At 50.7% G+C, this 23,101-nt stretch carries 26 protein-coding genes and 1 riboswitch; of the genes, 15 read left to right on the top strand and 11 right to left on the bottom strand.

Features of this window, described 5'->3' with window-relative positions; genetic code table 11:
* Window positions 1–97 precede the first annotated feature (97 nt).
* Window positions 98–179, top strand: a riboswitch (Glutamine riboswitch).
* A gap of 45 nt (window positions 180–224) precedes the next feature.
* Window positions 225–662 (top strand): glutamine synthetase inactivation factor IF7A, encoded by a 438-nt coding sequence (gene gifA / locus QJQ48_RS00925; protein ID WP_346289293.1) that lies wholly within the window; start codon window positions 225–227, stop codon window positions 660–662.
* Between the two features lie 60 nt (window positions 663–722).
* Here gifA and thpR read toward each other — a convergent pair whose 3' ends face one another.
* Window positions 723–1,286, bottom strand: coding sequence for an RNA 2',3'-cyclic phosphodiesterase (thpR, locus tag QJQ48_RS00920; RefSeq protein ID WP_346289292.1), 564 nt, complete (start codon window positions 1,284–1,286; stop codon window positions 723–725).
* Between the two features lie 84 nt (window positions 1,287–1,370).
* Here thpR and QJQ48_RS00915 point away from each other — a divergent pair, with 84 nt between their 5' ends.
* Together QJQ48_RS00915 and smpB are read left to right on the top strand one after the other, a co-directional pair.
* On the top strand, window positions 1,371–1,637 hold the full coding sequence (locus QJQ48_RS00915; protein ID WP_346289291.1) for a YciI family protein: 267 nt from the start codon (window positions 1,371–1,373) through the stop codon (window positions 1,635–1,637).
* 19 nt (window positions 1,638–1,656) lie between these two features.
* Window positions 1,657–2,127: an SsrA-binding protein SmpB gene (gene smpB / locus QJQ48_RS00910; RefSeq protein ID WP_346289290.1), complete on the top strand. Its 471-nt coding sequence runs from the start codon at window positions 1,657–1,659 to the stop codon at window positions 2,125–2,127.
* Window positions 2,128–2,162: 35 nt separating this feature from the next.
* Here the strand turns inward: smpB and QJQ48_RS00905 are convergent, their stop codons facing one another.
* The 3 genes from QJQ48_RS00905 to QJQ48_RS00895 all read right to left on the bottom strand — a co-directional run bounded on the left by QJQ48_RS00905 (window position 2,163) and on the right by QJQ48_RS00895 (window position 4,943).
* A complete protein-coding gene (locus QJQ48_RS00905; RefSeq protein ID WP_346289289.1) occupies window positions 2,163–3,755 on the bottom strand; it encodes a peptide ligase PGM1-related protein in 1,593 nt (530 codons plus the stop codon).
* A 186-nt stretch (window positions 3,756–3,941) separates the two neighbouring features.
* Window positions 3,942–4,727: an RNA polymerase sigma factor SigF gene (locus tag QJQ48_RS00900; protein ID WP_346289288.1), complete on the bottom strand. Its 786-nt coding sequence runs from the start codon at window positions 4,725–4,727 to the stop codon at window positions 3,942–3,944.
* An 18-nt stretch (window positions 4,728–4,745) separates the two neighbouring features.
* On the bottom strand, window positions 4,746–4,943 hold the full coding sequence (locus QJQ48_RS00895; RefSeq protein WP_346289287.1) for a hypothetical protein: 198 nt from the start codon (window positions 4,941–4,943) through the stop codon (window positions 4,746–4,748).
* 105 nt (window positions 4,944–5,048) lie between these two features.
* On the opposite strand from QJQ48_RS00895, the gene QJQ48_RS00890 reads away from it, so the two are divergent.
* The 8 genes from QJQ48_RS00890 (at window position 5,049) to QJQ48_RS00855 (ending at window position 11,493) form a co-directional block, all read left to right on the top strand.
* On the top strand, window positions 5,049–5,774 hold the full coding sequence (locus tag QJQ48_RS00890; RefSeq protein ID WP_346289286.1) for a Bax inhibitor-1/YccA family protein: 726 nt from the start codon (window positions 5,049–5,051) through the stop codon (window positions 5,772–5,774).
* Between the two features lie 296 nt (window positions 5,775–6,070).
* A protein-coding gene (gene prfB / locus QJQ48_RS00885) for a peptide chain release factor 2 (RefSeq protein ID WP_346289464.1) occupies window positions 6,071–7,199 on the top strand; the annotation gives its coding sequence in 2 pieces (ribosomal slippage) (window positions 6,071–6,142 and window positions 6,144–7,199; 1,128 coding nt in all).
* Between the two features lie 82 nt (window positions 7,200–7,281).
* Window positions 7,282–7,473, top strand: a complete 192-nt coding sequence (locus QJQ48_RS00880; RefSeq protein ID WP_346289285.1) for a DUF3285 domain-containing protein — start codon at window positions 7,282–7,284, stop codon at window positions 7,471–7,473.
* Between the two features lie 21 nt (window positions 7,474–7,494).
* Window positions 7,495–8,019 (top strand): rRNA maturation RNase YbeY, encoded by a 525-nt coding sequence (gene ybeY, locus QJQ48_RS00875; protein WP_346289284.1) that lies wholly within the window; start codon window positions 7,495–7,497, stop codon window positions 8,017–8,019.
* A gap of 164 nt (window positions 8,020–8,183) precedes the next feature.
* Window positions 8,184–8,627 carry a diacylglycerol kinase family protein gene (locus QJQ48_RS00870; RefSeq protein WP_346289463.1) on the top strand — a complete coding sequence of 148 codons (444 nt, stop codon included), beginning with the start codon at window positions 8,184–8,186 and terminating at the stop codon, window positions 8,625–8,627.
* Between the two features lie 26 nt (window positions 8,628–8,653).
* Complete coding sequence (locus QJQ48_RS00865; protein WP_346289283.1) at window positions 8,654–9,289, top strand: anthranilate synthase component II; 636 nt, start codon at window positions 8,654–8,656, stop codon at window positions 9,287–9,289.
* 77 nt (window positions 9,290–9,366) lie between these two features.
* On the top strand, window positions 9,367–10,164 hold the full coding sequence (locus tag QJQ48_RS00860; protein WP_346289282.1) for an MBL fold metallo-hydrolase: 798 nt from the start codon (window positions 9,367–9,369) through the stop codon (window positions 10,162–10,164).
* Between the two features lie 12 nt (window positions 10,165–10,176).
* Window positions 10,177–11,493 carry an aminopeptidase P N-terminal domain-containing protein gene (locus QJQ48_RS00855; protein WP_346289281.1) on the top strand — a complete coding sequence of 439 codons (1,317 nt, stop codon included), beginning with the start codon at window positions 10,177–10,179 and terminating at the stop codon, window positions 11,491–11,493.
* Between the two features lie 134 nt (window positions 11,494–11,627).
* Here the strand turns inward: QJQ48_RS00855 and trxA are convergent, their stop codons facing one another.
* A complete protein-coding gene (gene trxA, locus QJQ48_RS00850; RefSeq protein WP_346289280.1) occupies window positions 11,628–11,948 on the bottom strand; it encodes a thioredoxin in 321 nt (106 codons plus the stop codon).
* 628 nt (window positions 11,949–12,576) lie between these two features.
* Between trxA and glgP the strand changes: the two genes are divergently transcribed.
* Window positions 12,577–14,772 (top strand): alpha-glucan family phosphorylase, encoded by a 2,196-nt coding sequence (glgP, locus tag QJQ48_RS00845; RefSeq protein ID WP_346289279.1) that lies wholly within the window; start codon window positions 12,577–12,579, stop codon window positions 14,770–14,772.
* Between the two features lie 2 nt (window positions 14,773–14,774).
* Window positions 14,775–15,614 (top strand): Tab2/Atab2 family RNA-binding protein, encoded by an 840-nt coding sequence (locus tag QJQ48_RS00840; RefSeq protein ID WP_346289278.1) that lies wholly within the window; start codon window positions 14,775–14,777, stop codon window positions 15,612–15,614.
* A gap of 150 nt (window positions 15,615–15,764) precedes the next feature.
* Here QJQ48_RS00840 and QJQ48_RS00835 read toward each other — a convergent pair whose 3' ends face one another.
* From QJQ48_RS00835 to QJQ48_RS00825, 3 genes are all read right to left on the bottom strand, one after another.
* The gene (locus tag QJQ48_RS00835; RefSeq protein WP_346289277.1) at window positions 15,765–16,775 is read right to left on the bottom strand and encodes a YegS/Rv2252/BmrU family lipid kinase; all 1,011 of its coding nucleotides are present in this window, start codon (window positions 16,773–16,775) and stop codon (window positions 15,765–15,767) included.
* A 144-nt stretch (window positions 16,776–16,919) separates the two neighbouring features.
* The gene (locus QJQ48_RS00830) at window positions 16,920–17,189 is read right to left on the bottom strand and encodes a GlsB/YeaQ/YmgE family stress response membrane protein (protein ID WP_346289276.1); all 270 of its coding nucleotides are present in this window, start codon (window positions 17,187–17,189) and stop codon (window positions 16,920–16,922) included.
* A 232-nt stretch (window positions 17,190–17,421) separates the two neighbouring features.
* Window positions 17,422–18,738, bottom strand: a complete 1,317-nt coding sequence (locus tag QJQ48_RS00825) for a hypothetical protein (RefSeq protein WP_346289275.1) — start codon at window positions 18,736–18,738, stop codon at window positions 17,422–17,424.
* 177 nt (window positions 18,739–18,915) lie between these two features.
* Here QJQ48_RS00825 and QJQ48_RS00820 point away from each other — a divergent pair, with 177 nt between their 5' ends.
* Window positions 18,916–19,767: a M48 family metalloprotease gene (locus tag QJQ48_RS00820; protein WP_346289274.1), complete on the top strand. Its 852-nt coding sequence runs from the start codon at window positions 18,916–18,918 to the stop codon at window positions 19,765–19,767.
* Window positions 19,768–19,786: 19 nt separating this feature from the next.
* Window positions 19,787–20,326 (top strand): DUF456 domain-containing protein, encoded by a 540-nt coding sequence (locus tag QJQ48_RS00815; RefSeq protein WP_346289273.1) that lies wholly within the window; start codon window positions 19,787–19,789, stop codon window positions 20,324–20,326.
* 81 nt (window positions 20,327–20,407) lie between these two features.
* Here the strand turns inward: QJQ48_RS00815 and QJQ48_RS00810 are convergent, their stop codons facing one another.
* From QJQ48_RS00810 to QJQ48_RS00800, 3 genes are all read right to left on the bottom strand, one after another.
* Entirely contained in the window at window positions 20,408–21,079 is a 672-nt protein-coding gene (locus QJQ48_RS00810; RefSeq protein ID WP_346289272.1) for an FHA domain-containing protein, read from the bottom strand.
* A gap of 391 nt (window positions 21,080–21,470) precedes the next feature.
* Window positions 21,471–22,358 carry an alpha/beta fold hydrolase gene (locus QJQ48_RS00805; RefSeq protein ID WP_346289271.1) on the bottom strand — a complete coding sequence of 296 codons (888 nt, stop codon included), beginning with the start codon at window positions 22,356–22,358 and terminating at the stop codon, window positions 21,471–21,473.
* 303 nt (window positions 22,359–22,661) lie between these two features.
* Complete coding sequence (locus QJQ48_RS00800) at window positions 22,662–23,006, bottom strand: DUF1815 family protein (RefSeq protein WP_346289270.1); 345 nt, start codon at window positions 23,004–23,006, stop codon at window positions 22,662–22,664.
* Window positions 23,007–23,101 lie beyond the last annotated feature (95 nt).

Raw genomic sequence — 23,101 nt, 5'->3', positions numbered from 1 at the left:
GTTTTAGCTAAGATTTTGTCTTTTTCGGTGGAAAACCGTATTAAATTGCCTTGGCAAAATGCGAAACGGTAACATACAATACAGAAAGACAAAGCAAATCGTTCATCTTTTGGCTTGAAGCTGTTTTAAGTCATTGCCAAGAGACGGAAGTAAGGGGTCGCTCCCTGAAGGAACGCGCCTCACATTGACACAGTGAGACAATACGTTGATATGGAGGCGAATCCATGAAATTAACTTACCGTGGCGTAACTTACGACTATACTCCGCCCGCGACTCAGGCTGAAACTGCTCCTGAGCGCGGCAAATATCGCGGCGTCGATATTCGATTCCGCAACCCGGCTAAAGCCGCTGTTCATCAGCCCACCTTAGACCTAGTCTATCGTGGTGTGGCTTACAAGACTGGTGAAGCTGTCGAGCAGCCTGAAGCGACGCCTGCGGCCCAGCCTGTGGCTTCTGCGACTGGTGCAGTCGGCGATCGCGCTCGTTTAGCCATGATGAACCATCACAGCAACGTCAAGCGTCGTCAGCAAACGATGCTGGGTCGCCTAGCCGCAGAAGTGGGTCTGCCAGAAACCGCATCTCGGTATTGGAATCATATCCAAGGCAAGGTCCATCCTAGCTTTTGGGCAACCTACGATCGCAGCCGCGCAACTATGAGCTAAATGCTCTTGTGGCTGATTAACGCAGCCTTTAGCGGCAGAGAAAACTTCTCTGCCGCTATTTTACGTGGTGCCAAAACGAAAATTTCTAGCCACTGTCCAGCGCCTACCGTCGTGAATTAGCAGGGTAAGCTGGGATACCTTAAACGCAAACTCAGCTGACTTCGCTTCAAAGCGGGGCCAAGCTAGCCGAAAAGCCTTCGGCTTTAAATCGCGGAAGGCTACTGTTAGGTGAGGCCGAAAAGGACGATTCTGGGAACGGGTATCAACGATATTGAGCTGCTTCTCTAAATGCTGAGAGAGCTGAGTTTGTAAGGCCATAAGCTCATCTGTATGCTGCACGTCTATATAGATGACCCGTGGCGGAAAAGCGCCAAAGCCTGACAGCCTGACAGGCACAGAGGGTTGCTGAGCGGCAAATGTAGTCAGAACGGACTTTAGACGGTTCAGCTCAGCCATCGGCCATTCAAAAGGGGGCTGCAGCGTGATGTGGGGCGGCGATTTTTGAGCCGCGCGGCTCTGGTAGCGATCGCTAAAATGCTGCTTAATCTCGTTGGCATAGTCTCGTACTGCAGTGGGTGGCAGCAACGCAATAAAAAAGCGGCGAAGTTTTAGGTCGTTTTCCATACAACATACAATGGGCTTGATAGACTGAGTTGCTGCTTCTAAAAGCCTAGTCTATTACTCTGTTTCGGATAAGTCAGATTCTCCATGCCTTGGTTTGCCAAAATAGAAAAAGGCATTGTCGATAAAGCCACCTTCGATCGACACGTGCCTGCCCATGTTGAGTATGTTCGCAAGCTAATTAGTCAGGGGCACGAAGCTCGCAGCGGCTACTGGGCTGAACGGGGCGGTGGCATGTTGCTGTTTCAGGCGGACTCTTTAGAGCAGGCAAAAGCGATTGTGCAGCGCGATCCGCTGATTGCTAATGGCTGCGTTGAGTACGAACTGCATCAGTGGTGTGTGGTGGTTGAGTAAGTGACGAGGAGCAGATGATATGGCAAAAGATTCTAGTGGCGGCTACAAGGTCATCACCGACAACCGACAGGCCCGCTATCTCTACGAAATTCTAGAAACTTATGAAGCCGGAATTCAGCTAGTGGGCACTGAAGTCAAATCGATTCGGGCCGGCAAGGTCAATTTGCGAGATGGGTACGGCCTAATTCGTAATGAGGAAGCTTGGTTACTCAATGTGCATGTCTCGCCCCACTCTATGACCACCCAGACTTACAACCACGACCCTAGACGTAGTCGTAAGCTGCTGCTGCATAAGCAAGAAATTCGCAAGCTGATTGGTCAAACAGAGCAGAAAGGGCTGACCCTAGTGCCGCTAAAAATGTACTTAAAAGATGGACGGGTCAAGGTCCTGATGGGGCTAGCTCGCGGTAAGAAGCTCCACGATAAGCGCGAAAGCCTGAAGCGCAAGCAGGAGAAGCGGGAGATTGAGCGGGCGCTGAAAAATGCCTAAGGCATCCTGTTGAAGGACGCTCAGCGTCTTGGGATTTAATATTGGGTTGTATCCGCAGATTCAAAACTTTCTACCGGGTCTTGTTCACCGCAGGCTTCGTCTAGCGCCTGGGTCACTTTTTGGTAAATTTCTTCGGCCTGCTCCGGTGAGTTGCCAATTGCCGTCATCCCCAGCTTGCCATACTCTGATAGACAACCCATCAGGTGAAAGGCAGCTCCGGTGCCCGCGATGGAGTTGAAGTGCAGCCGCTTAGCCACAATAATATCCATTAAATCGCTGGGAAGCAGACCCCGGTACGCTTCCTTTTGCAGGTTGTCAGATGCCTGATAGTACTTAGGCTGGCCCTGGGGCGTATAAAAAATGCCATCGTGGGGATCGTATTTGCCGTCGGTCAGCAGCTTCAGGGCCATAAAGGGATGGGTCGTCCCGCCTTTGCGCAGGTTGATTTCAATGGCCTGTAAGTCCCAACCGGACTTAGCCTCAGGCTGTCGCACAGCAATAAAGTCTACGCCAAAGCGCTCTATTGCTCCTTTAGCCGCTAACTGCTCACCAACCTGACGGCCCATCGCCTGCATGTCTAATCGATAGGCTGCATCGGCTGGGAACGAGCAGCCTAGAAAGACCTGGTTGTCAGGGCCACCTAGAACTTGGTCGTGGGTTGAGAGCATTTCTACTTCTCCAAAAGGCGTTACCCGACCTTGGACGCTGGGCGATCGCTTTTCGTCTCCTTCCACGAATGCCTCCGCGATCGCACCCAAGTCGTGAATTTTTTGCTCAAAGTTTTCCCAGTGCTCTGTCATGCACTGAAACCGCAGGCTTGATAGGTGTTCGTAAAAACGTGCAGTGCGTTCTTGATGGCTAGCTGTGCCGGGGGCCACCTCGGCAAGCTGGTCCAAAGACAGCAAAGCGTTACCTTCGCCGGAAAAGCCCTCATTCAGCTTGATCACCATTCTCTTTAGGTGTGGCTGCCGTTCCCACAGTTCAGCGCTCACCGTGGCCAAATCTCGCCGCGTGTGCACCAGTTGGCTACCGTCCGGATGGGGTAGGCCGCAGTCGGCAAAAATACGACGACTGCCGCTTTTCGTCCCCCAATCTAAAAGGTCTGGATCGACTGCGAGGAGAGGGACACCTAGTTCTAGGGAAAGCTTTTTCTCTAAATGTGTAGAGTTGTAGCAGGTCATGTAGGCATTTTGAGTGTGCAAGGACTGGCGGATACGTTCGACGAGGCGAGGCCGCTCCAGTATTTTTTGCGTTAAGGGCTTTTGAGAAGCATCATAGGTGGCAAACAGCTTTAGGCGATTACGGGCATGGGAACTGGGAATACCGGGCAGCAGTTCCAGATAGTAGTCGATGATGCTGGGGTGAAGCGGCTGAGAGGTGACATAGATCAGCCGAGTACGGGGATTGCGCAGGCGAATTAGAGCAAAGAGTAGCCGTTCTTCGTAGTGGTGAACGCCCTCAATTTTTTGTAGTTCTTGCTGATCTAAACTCAGCGAAGGAATGACTAGAATCTCTCGTGGCTGCGGATCAAAATAGTCGGTAGACAGCCAGCGATCGCGTAACTGCTGCTGCAACTGCCCAAACGCTAGCGAATCAGCTCGATCAGATTGAATATTCTCTTGGCCCATTTTTAGCCTCCGTATCCGCCCCGCTTGCTGCCCTAGTCCATCAGCCTATCAGATCTAGCCCCTATCCTGATTCCAGCTCTAGGTGTTAGGCAGCGAGTCAAAAGCGCAAAAAAAGGGAGCCTGCTAGAGGCTCCCCCAATAGAGGATATTAGCTGAGAGGAGAGATGTATTAGAAACGGGCGCAGTTTAGGAATCGCTCTGAGCCAATTGAGGCTGCAGGTAAGCCACCATTTGCTCGATACCTCGCTGAATCCGACGGGTAACGGTCATTGGGCTAACGCCAATCTGCTCAGCCACTTCTTTGCGCGATAGACCTTTGAAGAAAACAAACTCAATAGCAGAGCGGGTTTTGCCTTCTAGCTGGTTCAAAGCTTGCTGTAGCTGCTGACGGTCTTCTTCTAAAGCCTGCAAAAGCTGATAGTGGGCATCTGGCAGAGTATCTCCTAGCGTGATGGCTGCGTCCATTTGCTGGCAAACGGTGGCGTCAAGGCTCAGGGGAGAACGGTTCTTGCTAGCCAGTTTCACCTCGCGCCACTCCTGAACGGAAACTGCAAGCGCTGCGGCCATTTCGGCATCGCTGGGTTGACGGCCTAACAGACGCAGCAGCTCCATCTGCTTTTTTTGCCCTTCCTTTTGTAGATCCTGCCAGCGACGGGGAATCTTAACAGCAGTGCCGCGATCGCGCAGGAAGTGCAGCATTTCGCCGCGAATATAAGGAACAGCAAAAGAGCTGAAAGCACAACCCTGAGCCGGATCAAATCGCTCAATAGCGCGGATAAGACCGAGATAGCCAATCTGCTCAAGATCTTCGTAGGGTTCAGAACACTGATGGCTGACCCGATGAGCAATTTTGCGGACTAGGCCAGTGTTGAGCTTCACTAACTGGTTGCGCATTGGGATAGAGGGATTTTGCTTGTAAGCAACCAGCAGTTCCATGCCACGGGAGCGGAGAGAGGCAGTTTGACTAGTCATATCTGCGGAGTACCTTGTTTAGCGAGCGAGTTCATCGTTTGTTGCTTCCATTTTGGGTAGGGGACGATACCAAAACCATCGTTGTTCTACGGTACTGCGGTTGCTCACAGCCCCATGAATCCGCAGAATTACTGAGCCTAATCTTTCCGGAAACTTGCTAAAGGCGTTGTAGTGATGCGGCTGAATTAAAAGCTGCGAGTGACCGAATAGCTTCATTCGGTATCTGCGGCTAGATTGAAGCCGTTTGTTTTCGATAAAATCAAAAGATAGAACTCATAAACTGCTTGAACAAACCATTTAGTCATACTGAGGAAAATTTATATGAGTAACACAAGCAATCTACGGGAAGCCTTTCGGCAGGCCAATGGGCGCTCTCTCGTAGGGCCGAACGTCGTTGCTAATGCCCTGCCCTATGTCGGGGGTGGGCTAATTCTGACAGCCTTAGGCACCTTTGGTGGCATCCAGGTACTTGCAACTAACCCTGGTATATTTATGCCTACTTTCTGGATGGCGCTGGTTGCTGAACTGGTTTTGTTCTTCGTAGCGCGAGGCGTAGCTGAAAAGGGCAACAATTCAACTGCTCTGCCGCTGCTAGCGACCTACAGTTTGCTCTCAGGCTATACCCTGAGCGGTCTAGTTTATGTGGCCCTTAGTACTTCTGGGGTCGGCATGACCGGCATTGGGTTTGCCGCTTTGGGCTGTGGCGTTACCTTTATTGCGGCTCGGCAGATTGGCTCTAACCTTTCTGATGAAGACGGCATTGCCTTAACCAAAACGGTCGGGTTAGGCATGATTGCCCTGATCGTTGTGCTGGTAGGACAGTTTCTCTTTGCTATATTCGGTGGCCAAACGCCTCAGTTTCTAGAGATTGCTATTTCGGCCATTGGGGTGCTGCTGTTTGTTGGCGCTGCGGTTGTTGACTTCTATATTCTGCCGCGTACCTATAAGGACGAGCAGTATTTACCGGCAGCTCTGTCGATGTATTTGACCTACATCAACCTGTTTATCTTCATCCTGCGGCTGCTAATTGCTGTCAACCGCGACTAGGCCAATTGAGTAGGGTGGGCACTGCCCACCCTACTGGTCTGTCAGCTTTAATGTTGTGAGTAACTGTAGGTTGGGTTTCGCTAGCGCTAACCGAACCTACTGGCGCGACACAGCTAAAATAGTGCATTAAGTAGTGTGCTGTTAGCGTAGCGTAACGCACCGAATTCAAGGGTTTGAGCCTGTTGATAATTTGTACTATTTTAAGCGTGTCGCGCCACTACAAAAGGCCGATTGAGTAGTAGGTGGGCACTGCCCACCCTACTGGCTGCTAATAAAGAGTTTACGTAAGTAAGATGCTGGAAGCTTTAGAAATCAAGAAAGACGTTGACGTGTTAAGCGATCGCCTGGGTAAAACTCAGGAGTATCTTTGACATCCCCGCATTACAGGCCAAAATCAAGGATCTAGAACAGGCCGCAGCTCAGCCTGAGCTATGGGACGATCAAAGCCGCGCCCAGCAGCTATTGCAAGAGCTGAACGACTGCAAGTCTCATTTGGAGCAACTGGAGCAATGGCAAACCAGTCTGGCAGATACCCAAGCGATTTTAGAGCTGCTAGAGCAAGATAGTGATGCTGCCCTGCTAGCAGAGGCCCAGGAAAACGTGCATCAGCTGACTCAGGCCCTTGATCAATGGGAACTACAGCAGCTTCTATCTGGCCCCTACGATAAAAGCGGTGCCGTGCTGGCTATTAATGCTGGAGCAGGTGGCACAGATGCACAGGACTGGGCCGAGATGCTGCTGCGGATGTATACCCGCTGGGGAGAACAGCACGGTTACAAGGTTGATTTAGTTGAGATCTCTGAGGGCGATGAGGCGGGGCTAAAGTCGGCCACGCTAGAGGTGCATGGTCGCTATGCCTACGGCTATCTCAAGTATGAAAAGGGCACCCATCGGCTGGTGAGAATTTCACCGTTTAATGCCAATGGCAAGCGCCAGACCAGCTTTGCCGGCGTGGAAGTGATGCCTATTTTGGCAGAAGATATTCAAATCGAAATTCCTGAAAAAGATCTAGAGATTAAAACTTCTCGTTCTGGCGGTGCTGGCGGTCAAAACGTCAACAAAGTAGAGACAGCGGTAAGAATCACGCACCTGCCGACAGGCATTTCCGTGCGCTGCACCCAGGAGCGATCGCAGTTACAAAACCGCGAAAAGGCAATGGCCCTGTTGAAGGCCAAGCTGCTAATTATTGCCCAAGAGCAGCGGGCTAAAGCCGTCGCTGATATTCGCGGTGACATGGTAGAAGCCGCCTGGGGCAATCAGATTCGCAACTATGTCTTTCACCCCTATCAGATGGTAAAGGACCTGCGAACCAGCGTTGAAACCACAGCCGTTGATGACGTAATGGCGGGTGAACTTGACGCTTTTATTCAGGCCAGTCTGCGGCAGGAAAATCAGCTAGTTGAAAGCCCAGCCCTGGAAGCTTAGCGGCCCAGGGTTGACCTGAGAAAGGGTTAGCATAAGAAAAATACGCGAGCCTGTCCCTACAGTTTCCTAACTTTCTGAATCTATGAGTGGCACTTCACCCAGTTCTCCAACTCCGACTCACGCTCCGGCCTCAGAGTCCAGTCCGCCTCCCAGCTACGTCAAGCTAGCCATGCGCAATATGGTTAAAAAAGGAGGCAAGTCGCTGTATCACTTTGCCTTAACGACAGTAGGGCTACTGTCGCTACTGGTCGGACTGGCCTATTTGACTCGATAGTTAACCCGAAATACCGCGCTTATGGAGTCAGCTCTCATCGACCCGTCCCAGATCCAAATTGAAGTTGCCGTTCAGATCGAGGATTTAGACGGTCAGGCGGTGCCAGATTTACCCTGGCAGGATTGGTTTCAAATCTGGATACAGCAGCTACAGCCGCAGCGATCGCCTATTGGAGCGTATGAAGTTGGTTTGCAGTTGACGAGCGATCGCCAAATTCAGCAGCTTAATCATCAATACCGTTCTAAAGCTGTACCCACAGATGTTCTGGCATTTGCGGCCCTGGAAGATAAAGCCCCGCTAGCAGCGGATTTTTTAATCAGCCAGCCACTTTATTTAGGAGATATCGTCATTTCCCTGGAGACAGCGGCGGTGCAAGCCCAGCAGCAGGCCCATTCTCTCATTCGGGAAATAGCCTGGCTGGCAACTCACGGCCTGCTGCATCTCTTGGGATGGGATCATCCAGACGAAGTACAGCTAGATCAAATGCTTTTTCAGCAGCAACAACTCTTGCAGGCATTAGTTCTTGCAGATATTAGTCATGGCTAACCTATAACTTCAGGTTAAAGTTGTTACAGCAAGCCGTTTGGTTACATACTGTAACGTGAACTCATCAGGATGCGGTCAGACGCTTTCTCAGTCAACTCTGCTAAATAGAGGTACCGTGATTGAATTCTCTGCAGCCTGAAGATATTTTCCCAGATGCTATTCCCATGCCTGTGTCTCAAGAACTAGAACAAGCTTCAGATGGTTCATCCAAGCTATCTCAGCCAGACCGCGAGATGGCTTGGCAGGTCGCTTCCAACCTGCTGGCGAGTTTTCGGTTTGCTTGGAACGGTGTAGCCTATGCCTTTCAAACTCAGCGGAATTTTCGCATTCACGTTATAGTCGGAACTCTAGCAATAGGGCTAGGTCTTTGGCTGCGGCTTGACGCAACCAGCATTGCCGTTCTGGGCTTGACCAGCGGAGCTGTTTTAACCTTGGAATTAGTCAATACGGCTATTGAGTCCGTTGTGGATTTGACAGTACAGCAGGCTTATCATGAGCTAGCTAAAATTGCCAAAGACTGCGCCGCAGCGGCTGTTTTGATTTCAGCGTTGGCCTCTGTTTTAGTCGCTGGGTGCCTTTTAGTTCCCCCTTTACTAGCCCGTTTTTAGATCAGCTTTAGCTAGGTGAGAAAACCATGCTTTTGGTTATCGACAATTACGATAGTTTTACCTACAATCTGGTTCAATATTTAGGCGAGCTGAGCGCTGAGTTTCCGCTAGCTCAATCAATTCAGGTCTTTAGGAACGATCAAATTACCCTGGACGATATTGAGCGTCTAAGTCCGGCTGGTATTGTGATTTCACCGGGGCCGGGGCGTCCAGAAGCAGCAGGGATTTCGGCAGAGGTTATCCGTGTTTTGGGCCAGACAATGCCAATTCTGGGCGTTTGTTTAGGTCATCAGGCAATTGGTCAGGTATTTGGAGGTGAGGTGGTTGCGGCACCGACTTTGATGCACGGCAAAACTTCACAGGTGCATCACATAGGCGTTGGCGTTTTTGCCGGACTCGATAATCCATTTACGGCAACTCGCTATCATAGCTTGGTCATCGATCGCCTGAGCTGCCCCGAAACGCTAGAAATTACGGCTTGGGTAGAAGACGGCACCATTATGGGGGTGCGTCATCGTGAGTATTCTCACGTTCAGGGTGTTCAGTTCCATCCTGAAAGCGTTTTGACAGAACCCGGTAAGCTGTTACTGCGCAATTTCCTCAAGTCGCTACCCGCCTCAGAGGCCCAGACAAATCAGCAACTGTCTGCAATCGGGCAATAACATAGCAGCGATTGTGCGAGAATTTGCAGAATAGCCCTATATTTCAATAGTCTGCCAATTTGGGAGAGGAGAGAGTTATGAAACGGCGACAGCTAGTTCGCTACGCAGGAGCGACTTTTTTAGCCACATTTGGACTGGGTCTGACGTCACACTGGCAAACTTGGCAGGCTCAATCTGGTGGTGCTGTGACGGTGCAGTGGTTAGGCCATAGCGCTTTTCTGTTCACAGGTGGCGGACAGCGCATCCTGGTAAATCCTTTTCGTCCGGTTGGCTGCACCGCAGGCTATCGGTCTGTGCAAGCCGCGGCGGATCTAGTTTTGATTAGCAGTCGCTTGTTTGATGAAGGCTGGGTAGATGATTTATCCGGCAATCCACGCTTGCTGGCCGAACCGGGCATTTATGAGCTAGACCCGCTGCGAATTCAGGGAATTTTGACCAATCACGATCGCGAAGGCGGACGCCGCTTTGGCAATAATGTCGTCTGGCGCTGGAATCAGGCCGGTATCAACATTGTACATATGGGTGGCGCAGCGGCTCCCATCAGTGTAGAAGAGCAAATTCTAATCGGACGACCGGACGTGCTGCTGCTGCCCGTAGGCGGAGGGCCTAAAGCCTATAACGCTGAAGAAGCGGTTAGCGTTATTCAGACCCTCAATCCCAAGCTAGCGATTCCAACCCAGTATCAAACTGCTGCGGCTGACGGCGTTGATCCAGAAGACTGTCCGATTGAGCCAGTAGATAACTTTTTGGCGTTAGTGCAGCAAACTCTCCCTGCCGCGCAGGTGAGCCAGGGGACTGGCGACTCGCTGACGGTGCGAGCCAGTGCTCTACCCACCACAGGAACTAAGGTTCAGGTATTTAAGTATCGGTTTTAGAGTTTAGAGTCCATGCAGATTGACTATTCCCAGCGGCGGACTGACTTGATGGCGCAAATAGGCACCGCGACGGCCATCTTTCGCAGTGCGCCAATGGCAGTTATGCATAATGACGTCGAATATCCTTTTCGGCAGGAAAGCGATTTTTTCTATCTAACCGGCTTTAATGAGCCAGAGGCTGTTGCGGTGCTAGCCCCCCATCACGAAGAGCACCGATTTGTGTTGTTTGTGCAGCCGAAAGATTTGGCTAAAGAAACCTGGACAGGGTACCGGGTGGGAGTAGAGCGGGCTAAAGAGCTGTATGGAGCCGATGAGGTCTATTCAATTGAGGAACTTGACGAAAAGCTGCCCCAGTATGTAGAGAAAGCCGATCGCCTTTATTATCATCTGGGCTTAGATACAGAGTTCAATCAGAAAATTTTACAGCTATGGCAGCGGCTGCTAGCAACCTACACTAAGCGGGGTACGGGCCCGGTTGCGATCGCAGATACCAAGCTGCTGCTACAGGCTATGCGGCGGGTGAAGCAGCCAGAGGAACTGGCGCTGATGCGTCGGGCGATCGCCATTACCGCTAAAGCTCACAACGTTGCCCGCAGAATGACCCAGCCGGGACTGTATGAGTACGAAATTCAGGCGGAAATGGAGCAGATCTTTCGCCGTGAAGGCGGTATGGGGCCTGCTTATCCGTCGATTGTGGCTTCTGGTGAAAATGCCTGCATTCTGCACTACATTGAAAATCAGCGGCAGCTCCAGTCAGATGACCTGCTGCTAATTGATGCCGGTTGCGCCTATGGCTATTACAACGCTGATATTACCCGTACGTTTCCAGTTAGCGGCCAGTTTTCTGCAGAACAGCGGATTTTGTATGAACTGGTGCTGGAAGCGCAGCTTAAGGCGATCGCTCAGGTACAGCCGGGTAAAGCCTTCAATGAGTTTCACGATGCCGCTACCCGCACGATCACCGAAGGGCTAGTTAGCCTAGGCTTACTGCAGGGTGACGTAGATGAGCTGATTGAGAATAAACAGCACAGAGCTTTCTTCATGCATGGCACTGGCCACTTTTTAGGTCTTGATGTCCATGATGTGGGCATTTTGCGCAATGCTGATAAAACTTGGAAGCCTTTTGCCCCTGGCAATGTGGTGACAGTAGAACCAGGTATCTATATTTCTCCCTATTATGAGCCGGCTGAGGGCCAGCCAGAGGTAAGCGATCGCTGGCGCGGTATCGGTATTCGGATTGAGGATGACCTGCTGGTAACTGAGACCGGCCATGAGGTATTGACGGCAGACGTACCCAAGTCAGTCGCGGCAATGGAAGGCGATCGATAACGGAATTGTTCTCAGCTTTGTTGGCCATGCAAAAAAGCCCTAGTCGCTAGCGGTTAGGGCTTAGATTTGAAAAATTTTGCTTTAGCTGATTCGGAATCTATGGAGCCAGCAGCGCTGCTGCTAAAGCAAGATTACTAGAGATATTTCTCTAGGGTGTTCGCTAAAGTTGTTTTAGGAACCGCTCCAACAACCATATCTACTCGCTGCCCGCCTTTGAAAATCATCAGCGTGGGAATGCTGCGAATACCATACTGACTGGCAACGCTAGGGTTCTCGTCAGTATTGACTTTGACGACCTTCACTTGCCCAGCATACTGCTCGGCAATCTCGTCGACAACGGGAGCAACCATCCGGCAGGGACCGCACCAAGGCGCCCAAAAATCGACTAAGACCGGAACGTCGCTCTCAAGTACCTCTTGCTTAAACGTAGAATCTGTAACTTGTGCGGCTGACATGCCTAGAAATCCTTGCTTCTGCTATCCATTCAGAATCTTACCATAGCCAAAACCGCGACCTCTGCACCAAGCACTATACAATTCTGTATAAACTTCTTTACAGTCGCCTCTTTAGTTCTCAAGCTCCAAAACCTGCCTAACTCAGCAACAAACTCAAGATAGAGATTAGAGTCTGCTGATAGAAGTGTTTTGCCCAGCTCAGCCCGTCTAGATGCTGCGCTCTTGCCCGTTGAGGAATAAATGTGAGGTCGGATACGCTGCTAAGCCGGAAAAATTAAAGCGTTAGGTTTAAATAGACTACAGACGACTCTCGAGAGATCTACTCAAACGGTTTGAAAATCTCTAGAACTAGACGCCGAGCTGAAAAAAGCCTGCAAGGCTTTACTGAAGCTGAAAAAAGTCATCTAGAAACCTGAAATCTCAAGAACTTTCCGTAGGGTAGCTTGCCTTAGCGTTCATAATCGAGATAGCTTTTGCAGAGTTATTCTGTGCAAGCTGAGAGCAAGCCTTACAGATTAAGCTGCTACCTATTGAAGCTTTTTGAGTATTTTCTCAGTGCAGAGCGATCGCTGAAGAAAGTTGCGCTCACTTTTCTACCCCACCCTCTTCTTTCATGGAGTTCGACGCGATGAATCCAATTTCTCAACTGAGATCTCGGTTGCCATTTCCATTGAGGCGACTGGCAGATCTGGCCTATAACTACTGGTGGAGCTGGACTCCGGAGCGTCTTTCCCTTTTTAGCGTCGTTGATCCTACTATCTGGCAGCGCTGCAATCACAATCCGGTGGAGCTACTAGAGTCAGTTGCCTATGAGCGCCTGTCTCAAGTGGCAGAAGATCCTCGCTATCTCAAGCGCTTAGAAACGCTGGCGGCTCAGTTTGATGCCTATTTGACAGAGCAGGATACCTGGTGTCATCGCGTAGCGCCTCAGTTGTCCTTAGATCAGCCTGTGGTCTACTTCTGTACTGAATTTGGTATTCATGAATCTCTGCCGATTTACTGCGGGGGCCTGGGAGTTTTAGGCGGTGATCACCTCAAGTCTGCTTCTGACTTAGGCGTGCCTATGATTGGCATTGGCCTGCTCTACCGCCAGGGTTACTTTCGACAACATTTAAACCGCAGCGGCTGGCAGAAGGAATATTACGATAACAACGACTTTGAGCACATGCCGCTGGAGCTGGTGCGTGATGAGTTTGGTCAGCCGGTGACAATCAAGCTGCGTATTCGTCAGCGCACTGTGCGAGTGCAGGTTTGGCTGGCCCGGATTGGCCGGGTCAATCTGTACCTGCTGGACACCGATCGCGAAGACAACGACCCGGTGGATCGTTCACTGACAGGGCATCTCTATGGCGGTAATCAGGAGACGCGGGTGGCGCAGGAGGTGCTGCTGGGCATTGGTGGCATTCGCATCCTGCAGGTGTTGGAGATTGAACCCTCGGTTTATCACCTCAATGAAGGTCACGCGGCCTTTGCGCTTCTAGAAATTGCGCGAACTGAGATGGAAATGAGCGGCGGCTCTTTCTACGATATGGAAGATTTGGTGCGATCGCGGGCTGTCTTTACCTCTCATACGCCGGTACCCAACGCCAACGACTTGTTCTCAGCCGATTTGATGGACTCCTTCTTTGCTGACTACTGGCCGCAGATTGGGCTTTCTAGAGAGCAGTTTTTAGCTTTGGGAGCGCGGCGGCTAGGAGATCCCTGGGAGCCGTTCAGCATGACGGTGCTGGCGCTGCGAATGACGCGATCGGCCAATGGGGTCAGCCAGCGGCATGGAGAAGTCTCCCGACAGATGTGGAGCATTCTTTATCCCGAAAAAGACGAGACTGAAGTCCCGATTGGGCAGATTACCAACGGGGTTCATGCCCGCACTTGGACCGCACCACTGATGGCAGATCTGTACGATCAGTATTTGGGCGAGGCTTGGTCTCAGCGGATCTCTGATAAAGAAATTTGGGCTCAGATTGACGCTATTCCCGATGAGGAACTCTGGAAACGACACTGCATTTTGAAAGAGCGCCTGATTGCCTATGCCCGCTCTAAGGCGCGTCAGTCCCGGCAGGCGCGGGGAGAAGCAACGGCTGATATCGCCGCCGTTGATCGTTTGCTCAATCCAGAGACTTTGACGATAGGGTTTGCGCGCCGTTTTAGCCCCTACAAGCGTGGCTATTTGATTTTCAAAGACCTACATCGCTCGGTGCGAATCTTGTCGAATGCCAAACGGCCCATACAGCTTATTTTCGCGGGTAAGGCCCATCCGGCTGATGATGAGGGTAAGCGAATTATTCAACGGCTGATGGAGTGGTGCCGCCACCCAGCGCTGCGCGATCGCGTGGCTTTTATCGAAGACTACGATATGTATACGGCCAAGATGTTAATTCAGGGCGTAGATGTTTGGCTCAATAATCCGCGCCGGCCTTTGGAAGCCTCTGGCACTAGCGGCCAGAAGGTAGCACTCAACGGGGGAATTAACTGTAGTGTCATGGATGGCTGGTGGTGTGAAGGCTATCAGGAAGACGCTAGCGGTCGCGGTATCAATGGCTGGACAATTGGCAAAGATATTGGCACCAGCGATCAGGTGGCCCAAGATCAAATTGATGCCGATTCTCTCTATGAGATTTTGCAAAAGGATATGGCCCGTCTCTACTACGATCGCAACGGTCAGGGAATTCCGAAAGGCTGGCTGCGGATGATGAAAGCCTCGATTCGCACCTGTGCTCCTATCTTTAATAGCGATCGCATGGTGGCAGAGTATGTTGCTCAAATCTATGCGCCTGAAACAATGGTAGAGTCGGAGCCGATCTTAGCGAGCGCTGTGTCTTAGCCGTGACCCTTTGGCAAGCCGACTTTTACCGCCGACCTCTGCGCGACCCAGCCGGACAGCCGCTGTGGGAACTGCTTATCTGTGATGCAGCTTTTTCCTTTACGTTTGGGGCGACTTGTCCGCAGGCTGAGGCCACTGCTAGCTGGCTGCAGGCCCAACTGGCGATCGCCCTGACCAAGTCCCCTGAAAAACCAGAGGCGATCGCTGTCTTTCGGCCTCAATGTCTCAGCCTGATGCAGACAGCCTGCGAGTCCCTTGAGGTTCCAGTCATAGCCACCCGCCATATACCCGCTCTTAAGCGCTGGCTGCTGCAGCGCCGCCAGTGGTATCCCACTTTGCCTAACTACAGTCAGGAAGCTTATGAGCCGCTAGCGCTCGATCGACCGCCGCCGCTGCCCCTGCCAGAAAACCTTTGGGGTGACCAGTGGCGGTTTGCCGCGATCGCCGCTCAGGCTGTTCAAGAATTTGCCGCTGAACCTATCCCTATCCTCAGCTTGCCCGGCGACTTACTGCCCCTACAGCGTGGCCTAGCCAGCACGGCTCTGATTCCCGGCCTTGTAATTGACGGTGGGCGGCAGTCAATGCCGCTAGCGCTCTGGCTAGAGACCGCTCAGCCTGTTTCCTTAAGCTATATTCCCGGCAGCCCGGACGGTCTGATCCTGGAGGCTGGCCTAGTCAATCGCTGGGTGGTGGCTACTTTTGCAGACGCAGAAGTAGCGATCGCGGCTGGCACTTTTGAACAGCGCAAGCAACAGAGTCAAGGACTTCACTTTCTGCTAGTGCGTCCTGACGATTCTGGCGTGACCTATACGGGACTTTGGCTATTGCAAGACCCGCCTTGAGCGCTATAGCCATCCTCAGGCTAAGGAGAACATTGCTTGTGAATCGCCTGTCCGTACCGGGTCAAAATGCGCTCACAGCTAGTGTCTACTGCCTAAACTGATCCCTCTCTGGCTTCTGAGTCCGTTGCTTCTGAGTTCGTTATAAACTCCCTATTCCTTATCTGCTGCCTCATCTGTTGTCCAGCTATGCCACCAGTGGTGCATTCTATTCGCTAGCGTCACTCGGGTGCTTTTTTTTTTGAATTTTTCGTCTGACGTTTCAGTTATTGACGCAGGCACAAAGACAGTTAAATTGCTAGGTAAGCACTTCACCTCAATCGGCGTTGTTCCTATCATTTCACCGTCTAAAACAACTTTTTGTGCTGGGTCAGTGCTAACTTTGATCTGTTTGGCTCGGAAGTGCCCGATATTCTCTCGCTGAGCATGATCATTCGTAATAGCCGAGCGTAACAGTTCGTAGGAAGCGATTAGAACGTCCGATGCGCTTTCAGGCGCAACAATTGTGATATCTAACAGGCCATCATCTACCTTAATCTCATCGGGTCCCTGAGCTAATACTGAAGTTACTGGCGCTGCATTGGCAATTGTAACGGCAGCGGCTGAGGCTTGCATCTGACCTGATTCAGTTTCTATTTCCACTTGGAAACGTTCAAAATTGCGAATTTCACGCAGACTAGCTATGAAGTAGGCAAGGGGGCCAAACTTGTTCTTGGCTTCGCGATCGGCACGGTTGACCGCTTCAGCTTCAAAGCCCACTCCAGCTATTGTGAGCATAGGGCGATCGTTGCAGAGCGCCATATCTAACTTTTGCTGAGCACCTTCCAAGATTACCTCACAGGCCGCAGCAATGTTTTCAGGAATTTCTAATGATTTAGCGAAGGCATTAGCCGTTCCTCTAGGAACAATGCCTAAATAGGCTCCACTCTCAATTAGGGCTGAGGCCACACTTGAAACGGTGCCATCTCCCCCAGAGACAACAATAATTTCGGCACCCTGTTCTAGGGCTTTGCGAGCTAAAAACTCAGCCTCAATTTCGGGCGTTGTTTTGGAAACTGATAGCTCAAACTTAGTCTGCAAGGCCGAACAGATTTCGGATAACTCCGCATCTGCATCACCCTGACCGGAGGCCGGATTGAAAATTAGGTGAACTCGTTGACTCATCGCATATCAAAGTTGTCTATAGAACAGCTCAGACAGTGTCTAGATAGCAGAAAGCCCCCGCTGCAAAAACAGCAGCAGAGACTCTAAGCTAACTAGCTTTTACAAACGTTAAAAACTAGAAATTAGTGAACAATATCGAGTGGACTAGGCAGTCCGACGGCTGATAAGGCCCCAAAGGAAGATGGCGATGATAGCGCCTATAATCGCCAGGATAACGCCTGGGATACTCAGTGAAGCTGCCGTCAACTGCAGGCTGCCCGTCGTCAGCAGCGTTGCAATCGTACCTCCAATAAAGGCACCTACAATACCTAACAATAGGGTCGCTAAAATACCGCCACCCTGATGTCCAGGATAGATGGCTTTACCAATAGCACCCGCAATCAAACCTAAAATAATCCAAGCTAAAATATTCATAAATTTCGGCTCCTTTCTACTGTAATTATGCTGTTTTCCGTTCTTGATATTAGTTTATGAAATCTACGGGGCTGTTGCGTCTGCCAGTAGATATAGCTGCACCTGTACGAAAGACTGAGTTTGAGAGAATTTCTTTGCAGCTAACGGTATTCTATGTCTATTGTCTCTGATTGGTTTTAGGCTGCTGATGTTTTGTAAGAAATATTAGCTTTGCCCCTGATAGTTTGCTCCCTTATTGAAAGCCTTTCGACTTACTTTTCTTCGATTTTTTCTTGGATTTGGGCGGTTCTAGCTCAGCGATCGCCTCTTGAAAGAGGTTATGCAAATGAATCGGCACGCTAGCAATCTCAGGCAGTTCTGGCGTTGTGCGCTTGCCAAACTCTTCTAAGAGGGCATCTAGATTGCTCAGTTTGAAGTCAGGGCGATCCAATGCCTGCTGCAGCGTAGACTCTAGGGAGTCTGGATACCGCTGGGCTAGGCGATGCCAGGCAAAAGCAGTAATCTCTGGATCTTTGAGCCACTGCAGCGCTAGGGTCTGAGCCGCTGCCGGGTTTTCATCTGAGCTAAGCAGCGTTTGAAACTTGCCATAGCTGACAACAAACTGCTGGCCCCAACGGGGATCTGCCAGCACTGTCACCTGTTCAGCGCGCTTCAAATGGGAAGGCAGCTCTGCCTTGGGCATAACCATCTTGCTGGCCTGAGTATTTTTGATGGTCTTGGCAACGACGTTGGCGCCAACTCCCAAGGACTCAGACACGGCTTCTATATCTTCATCCTCTAAACCAGCTTCGTCAGCCATCTCAGCTAATGACTTATTTTGATCAATCCCTGCCTCTGCTAGCCGCTTTTGGGAACTTGTCTCCTGAAAATCCTGAATTTTTTTATTGAGTTCGTAGCCAGAAAGGGTCACTTCGTCAGCTTTAAAGAAGTCTAAAAACTCATCGTGATACTTTTGCACCGACTGCCAGGCTTCCTCTAAAAGATCAGGGGCATCGCTGTAAAGAGCAGAGCGATAGTTATCTTTGAATTCGCCGACGACGACGGCTAGCTTGGGCTTGCCTAGTTGCCCCTTAAGAATGCAGGGGCCAGTCAGCATCCAGCTTTCGGCGTTGAGGGGAGCAATGCGGCTCAGCAGAATTTCGCCGGGCTTGAAGCGTTTTTGCTGGGCCGACTCACTGTTAGCCGCTAATGCTATGGTGTAATGCTTGGCTGTAAGCCAGTTCATTAGCTCCATCTGGCGGTCGGTTTTGGCTTTGATTTCAAACAGACCCAAAAAGCTGTGCTTCCAGCTTTCTAAAAGAGTTTGATCCTCAGCGCTCAGCTCTGAACGCTCCGAAATAAACAGATCGATTGGCGTGCGATCGCCCACTTGCCCCTCAGAAGGAAACGCATCCATCACCAGCTCTTGCTGATAGGCATCTGAGCTTTTGCCTCTGAGCTGCTCGGCGGCAAAAGTTTCTAGCGCCACAGCTAGCTCACCCTCTGCTTCTAAAACAAAATCTTGTAGTTCCTGCTTGAGCTGTTTGGCTCTGTCTAGCCGAGTGGTCATGCTGAAAAAGTAGCGATCGCTAAAGAAACATCCAGACCTTAACAGTCTAAGCGCAATCTAGAATCGACTATTTGACAGACCTTAGATTTCCCTAGCGGTTGACCTGCCCTATGACGGATCCAGGAAGCAGCAGGGTGTCGTATACTTTGCGCCAGGTTGTGTCAATTTAAAATCGGCGTGAGCAGACTTCTCATTCGCTTGGTCATCGGTCTGATCTTTGGGCTGTTTGGCCTGCTCAACTACTTTACTAACGTTTCGGATAATCCGATTACTGATGAAAAGCAGCGCATTCAACTGACGCCGGCACAGGAAATAGCTTTAGGACAGCAGGCCAGCCAGGAAATGATGGCTCAGCATGGCGGCCTATATCCCGATCAGCAACTGCAAGCCTATATTGATCAAGTTGGGCAGTCGGTAGTGCAGCAGTCAGAAGCCGATCAGTCTCCTTATCCCTTCGAGTTTCACCTGCTGCGAGATACTGAAACCACCAACGCTTTTGCGCTGCCGGGGGGGCAAATTTTTATTACAGCAGCGCTGCTGGATCGTTTAGAAAACGAGGCTCAGCTAGCGGGGGTACTGGGGCATGAAGTGGGTCATGTGGTGGCCCGTCATGGCGCAGAGCATTTGGCTCGGCAGCAGCTTGGAGCATTGCTAGTGAACGTGGTGGGAATTACCGTCAGCGATAGCCCCGATCAGGCGCGACAGGCGGCTATTTTAGCCCAGGCGGTCAATCAGCTAGTGAACCTGCAATATGGGCGACAAGATGAGCTAGAGAGCGATCGCTTGGGCTTTCAGTTTATGGTGGAAGCAGGCTATAACCCAGAAGGCATTGTGGAGCTGATGGCGATTCTCAATCAGGCCAGAGAGGCGGGTGGCCCGCCAGAATTTTTGAGCACCCACCCAAATCCAGATAACCGGATCCAGCGGTTAGAGGAGCTGATTGACGAGAATTTTCCTAGCGGCGTGCCGCCGGAGCTAGAGGAAGGCGATCAGGAATTTGACCAATTTGTCGAACCGCGACTGCCCTAACCGATTTTGAGGTAAGACGATGGATCTCGCTTTACTGTATTGGATTTTGGTCGCCGTCATGCTGGTGGGGGCGATTGGTGAGCTGATTCCGGGAATGCCAGGAGCCAGCCTAATTTTGGTTTCAATTTTAGTCTGGGCTTTGGCAACCAACTTTGCTGGCATTACCTGGGCCATTGTGGTGGTTTTTGTGCTGCTTATTCTGAGCGCAGCAGTTGAATTTTTAGCCACTTTTTGGGGGGCTAAACAGTTTGGGGCTAGTCGCTGGGGCATGTTCGGCGCGATTATTGGCTTAGTGGCAGGGGTTGTTGGGCTGCTGCCAGCGCTGCCTTTTGGCGGGCCGCTGCTAGGAGCCTTATTTGGCCCTTTTATCGGCGCTTTTATTGGCGAGTATTTGCATCGGGGCCAGCTTGAGTCAGGCGAGCGGGTGCGGGTGGCATTGAAGGCCAGCGTGGGGACGGTGGTAGGGTCGCTACTGGGCAATCTAGTAGATGGCTTGCTAGCGATCGCTGCCGTTGTCATCTTTGTTTTAACAACCTGGCCGCTGGTCAGTCTGCTGTAAGATTTCGCGGCTTGGCAGTTGAAATCAATTTAACCAAATTGGCCGTTGCTCACGTTGACTTTCAACTGTGGCAGTTTCAAGTTATTGAAGAGGACGATCCCAAGGAAGCCGTAGTGTTTCATCTAGCAGACGGGGGGAAGTCCCTTCCAAAGTCGCTTCGTCTGTATCGTCAAGATCGCTGGCATTGGGGGATAACGCAGGCAATCCTGGACTGTTTTGCAGCATCTGACGGCAGTGTGCCGTGGGCGGATCTACTGATTGGAAGTCATTGCAGATAAAAAAGCTGAAAGTGATGCTGCCTAAACGCAGGCGATCGCCATCGCTCAAACAGTAATGCTGCTGATGTATCCGTTCTCCATTGATAAAAGAACCGTTACGGCTCTCTAAATCAGAGAGAAAAAAGCCGCGCTGCGGTATGTATTGAATGGCAGCATGACAGCGAGAGAGCCGTTTGTCGCGCAAAATAATAGCCACTTGACGCGGATCGCGACCAATCGTCCAGATATGACTAGGCTGCTGTAGCGCGCGAGTTTTACCATCGAGCAGATTTGTGATTAGATAAGCCCCTTGCTCTAGCACTACCCCCTGCATGTAGTAAAACAGGCCCAATCGAGCCAAAGACTTACCACCAGAGCTTTCTAAGTCTAGAATGTCGTTCAGCAGAGTTCGATGGTGGCTGTAAATTTTCGAGAATATCTGAAAGAGCTCTAGCCGTTCTTGGACTTCTCGATTACTTTGAGAAGCAAGCCGCATATCTTCTGAAAAATCAGATGAAAAGTAGGAGTTTGACATTAACCGAGATACTCACTGTGACCCAAAGCATAAGCAGTAACCACTAAGCTTTCCTGATCAATGGCATCAACTCCGTAAACTTAATTTAAAAACAGCCGTTTTAGCGATGAGTTTCAGCTAAATGGCTGAAAAAGCTCTTCGCCTCAGTCTACGGGGTCGCACCCTAAATGTGGCTTCAACCAGCTACCAGCTCAATCTGCAGCTATCGCAGGTGTCAGACAACTCTTAACTACATAGCCAATGTCAGCCTGGGGTAAAACTATTACCTGCAGATGCCTAAATGCTTAGCTCAACTAAATCAACAATATCAGGCAAAATTGTTAATTGATATTGAGCAGTATACCCGTTTAGACTAATCAGTGCACAGAAAACTGAACAGCTCTCGGCTGACCGTGACCGGAACTTCCTGTTGAATCCAGTGACCACAGTTGGGAACCTGCTTTAGCTGTAGCGGCGCAGAAACCCATTTCTCTAGCCCTTCTAATAGAGAATGACTCAGCAAGTTATCTTCCTCACCCCAAAGAATTAGGGTTGGTGATGTGACAGGAAGGGGAGACTTATGCCAAAGCTTTAGCCAGGTTTGCGGCGCAAAGAACTGACGATAGTAGCTCATAGCGGCTGTTAAAGCACCGGGCTTCTGCAATGCAGCCTGATATAGTTCCGTATCCCTAGTCGAGAAAGCCCCTTTACGGACTGCTTGCCGCTGAAACACGTTGGTTAAAAAGTTGCGCAGGTTTTGCTGAATCAGCCATTCTGGGAGAGCCGGCACCTGTAAAGCCAGAAGATACCAGCTACGCTTGAGCTGATCAAAGTTGTTGACAACGGCTTGGCGAAACTGTTCGGGATGCGGTGCGCCCAACACGGCTAAGCGATCGAGAGCGTGGGGAAAACGATGGGCAAAATGCCAGGCAATCGTTCCGCCCCAGTCATGGCCTACGATGTGAGCCCGGCTATAGCCCAGCTCCTGAATTAGTCCATAAATATCTTGTGCCAGGGTATCGAGATCGTATCCCCCTGTAGGCTTGTCAGAGTCGTTATAGCCTCTCAAGTCGGGAACCACAACTCGAAACTGCTTGGCCAACGCCGGAATCTGATGTCGCCAAGAATACCAAAACTCCAAGAATCCATGTAGCAAAACGACCAGTTCCCCCTCACCCTGGGTCACACAGTGGAGCCTGACCTGATTAGTTTGAACAAACTGGTGTTGCCAGCCAGTACCGGCTTTGATCGCGTAAGCCATAGAGCTTTACTTCATCTCAGAAAAGAAAATTTTCCAAAGCAGAGTCTAAGCAGTCACAGGAACCGGCCAACCATTGCTATGGAGGGTATTGGCGCGGCAAGCATAAGCTCGCGCGGACTTGTGAACCACAGGTATCTAATGTATCATAAAATACCGTTTTTCCCGTCTGCTGATCCCGCACCGGCTAGTGAGCTAGCAAGACGCACCAATTTAGGCAGCAGGGCGGATTAACTCTGCTGCGGCTGCCCTCAGAGACAAAGACTAGGGTGGTTGGGCAAGATGCTGGCTTCGCTAAACGGCAGCTTATGCTTGCTGCAGCGTTGCCAAATAATAGTCGGAGGGATTGATCTGATACTTGACTAAATTAGCTAGCTCTTGCAATTGGCTGATGGCTTCTGCCCCTTCTAGCTTCATCAGTTCGCGATCATCTCGCATCTCTGTCCAAGTAATACCGTAGTCTGAGACTAAGAAGCGAATAAGGTGATTATCACCTAGACTTACCATGAAGGAAGCGCTGTTCATCTGCCCTCCACAGGTATAGCAAGACGCTAAATAGCCCTGATTCTCTAATACAATAGCCAGAGCCTGCAAGTTCATAACCAGATCTTGAACTAGCTGGCGATGCTGTTCTGCAAGTCGAATGAACATGCTTGTCCTCCTGGATCACCACACTCTATTGTAAGCCTTAAGCTTAATTTTTTCTTAATTTTTTGGCTTACATTGTTACTTTGCAATTGTGCACC

It is taken from the genome of Sphaerothrix gracilis Ecp01 (assembly GCF_030405905.1).
Taxonomy (GTDB): Bacteria; Cyanobacteriota; Cyanobacteriia; order Phormidesmidales; family Phormidesmidaceae; genus Sphaerothrix; species Sphaerothrix gracilis.
Note: the sequence above shows the minus strand (reverse complement) of the source record. Positions and strands in the feature narration are given on the sequence as shown.

Coding starts and splice junctions, on each gene's coding strand:
- trxA (WP_346289280.1), bottom strand. CDS start 11,948: ATGTCAGCCGCACAAGTTACAGATTCTACGTTTAAGCAAGAGGTACTT.
- QJQ48_RS00900 (WP_346289288.1), bottom strand. CDS start 4,727: ATGACTAGTCAAACTGCCTCTCTCCGCTCCCGTGGCATGGAACTGCTG.
- QJQ48_RS00905 (WP_346289289.1), bottom strand. CDS start 3,755: ATGGGCCAAGAGAATATTCAATCTGATCGAGCTGATTCGCTAGCGTTT.
- QJQ48_RS00800 (WP_346289270.1), bottom strand. CDS start 23,006: ATGTTCATTCGACTTGCAGAACAGCATCGCCAGCTAGTTCAAGATCTG.
- QJQ48_RS00915 (WP_346289291.1), top strand. CDS start 1,371: ATGCCTTGGTTTGCCAAAATAGAAAAAGGCATTGTCGATAAAGCCACC.
- QJQ48_RS00860 (WP_346289282.1), top strand. CDS start 9,367: ATGAAACGGCGACAGCTAGTTCGCTACGCAGGAGCGACTTTTTTAGCC.
- QJQ48_RS00895 (WP_346289287.1), bottom strand. CDS start 4,943: ATGAAGCTATTCGGTCACTCGCAGCTTTTAATTCAGCCGCATCACTAC.
- QJQ48_RS00830 (WP_346289276.1), bottom strand. CDS start 17,189: ATGAATATTTTAGCTTGGATTATTTTAGGTTTGATTGCGGGTGCTATT.
- QJQ48_RS00865 (WP_346289283.1), top strand. CDS start 8,654: ATGCTTTTGGTTATCGACAATTACGATAGTTTTACCTACAATCTGGTT.
- smpB (WP_346289290.1), top strand. CDS start 1,657: ATGGCAAAAGATTCTAGTGGCGGCTACAAGGTCATCACCGACAACCGA.
- gifA (WP_346289293.1), top strand. CDS start 225: ATGAAATTAACTTACCGTGGCGTAACTTACGACTATACTCCGCCCGCG.
- QJQ48_RS00805 (WP_346289271.1), bottom strand. CDS start 22,358: ATGGCTTACGCGATCAAAGCCGGTACTGGCTGGCAACACCAGTTTGTT.
- glgP (WP_346289279.1), top strand. CDS start 12,577: ATGAATCCAATTTCTCAACTGAGATCTCGGTTGCCATTTCCATTGAGG.
- QJQ48_RS00880 (WP_346289285.1), top strand. CDS start 7,282: ATGAGTGGCACTTCACCCAGTTCTCCAACTCCGACTCACGCTCCGGCC.
- QJQ48_RS00855 (WP_346289281.1), top strand. CDS start 10,177: ATGCAGATTGACTATTCCCAGCGGCGGACTGACTTGATGGCGCAAATA.
- QJQ48_RS00890 (WP_346289286.1), top strand. CDS start 5,049: ATGAGTAACACAAGCAATCTACGGGAAGCCTTTCGGCAGGCCAATGGG.
- QJQ48_RS00825 (WP_346289275.1), bottom strand. CDS start 18,738: ATGACCACTCGGCTAGACAGAGCCAAACAGCTCAAGCAGGAACTACAA.
- thpR (WP_346289292.1), bottom strand. CDS start 1,286: ATGGAAAACGACCTAAAACTTCGCCGCTTTTTTATTGCGTTGCTGCCA.
- QJQ48_RS00870 (WP_346289463.1), top strand. CDS start 8,184: ATGCCTGTGTCTCAAGAACTAGAACAAGCTTCAGATGGTTCATCCAAG.
- QJQ48_RS00835 (WP_346289277.1), bottom strand. CDS start 16,775: ATGAGTCAACGAGTTCACCTAATTTTCAATCCGGCCTCCGGTCAGGGT.
- QJQ48_RS00815 (WP_346289273.1), top strand. CDS start 19,787: ATGGATCTCGCTTTACTGTATTGGATTTTGGTCGCCGTCATGCTGGTG.
- ybeY (WP_346289284.1), top strand. CDS start 7,495: ATGGAGTCAGCTCTCATCGACCCGTCCCAGATCCAAATTGAAGTTGCC.
- QJQ48_RS00810 (WP_346289272.1), bottom strand. CDS start 21,079: ATGCGGCTTGCTTCTCAAAGTAATCGAGAAGTCCAAGAACGGCTAGAG.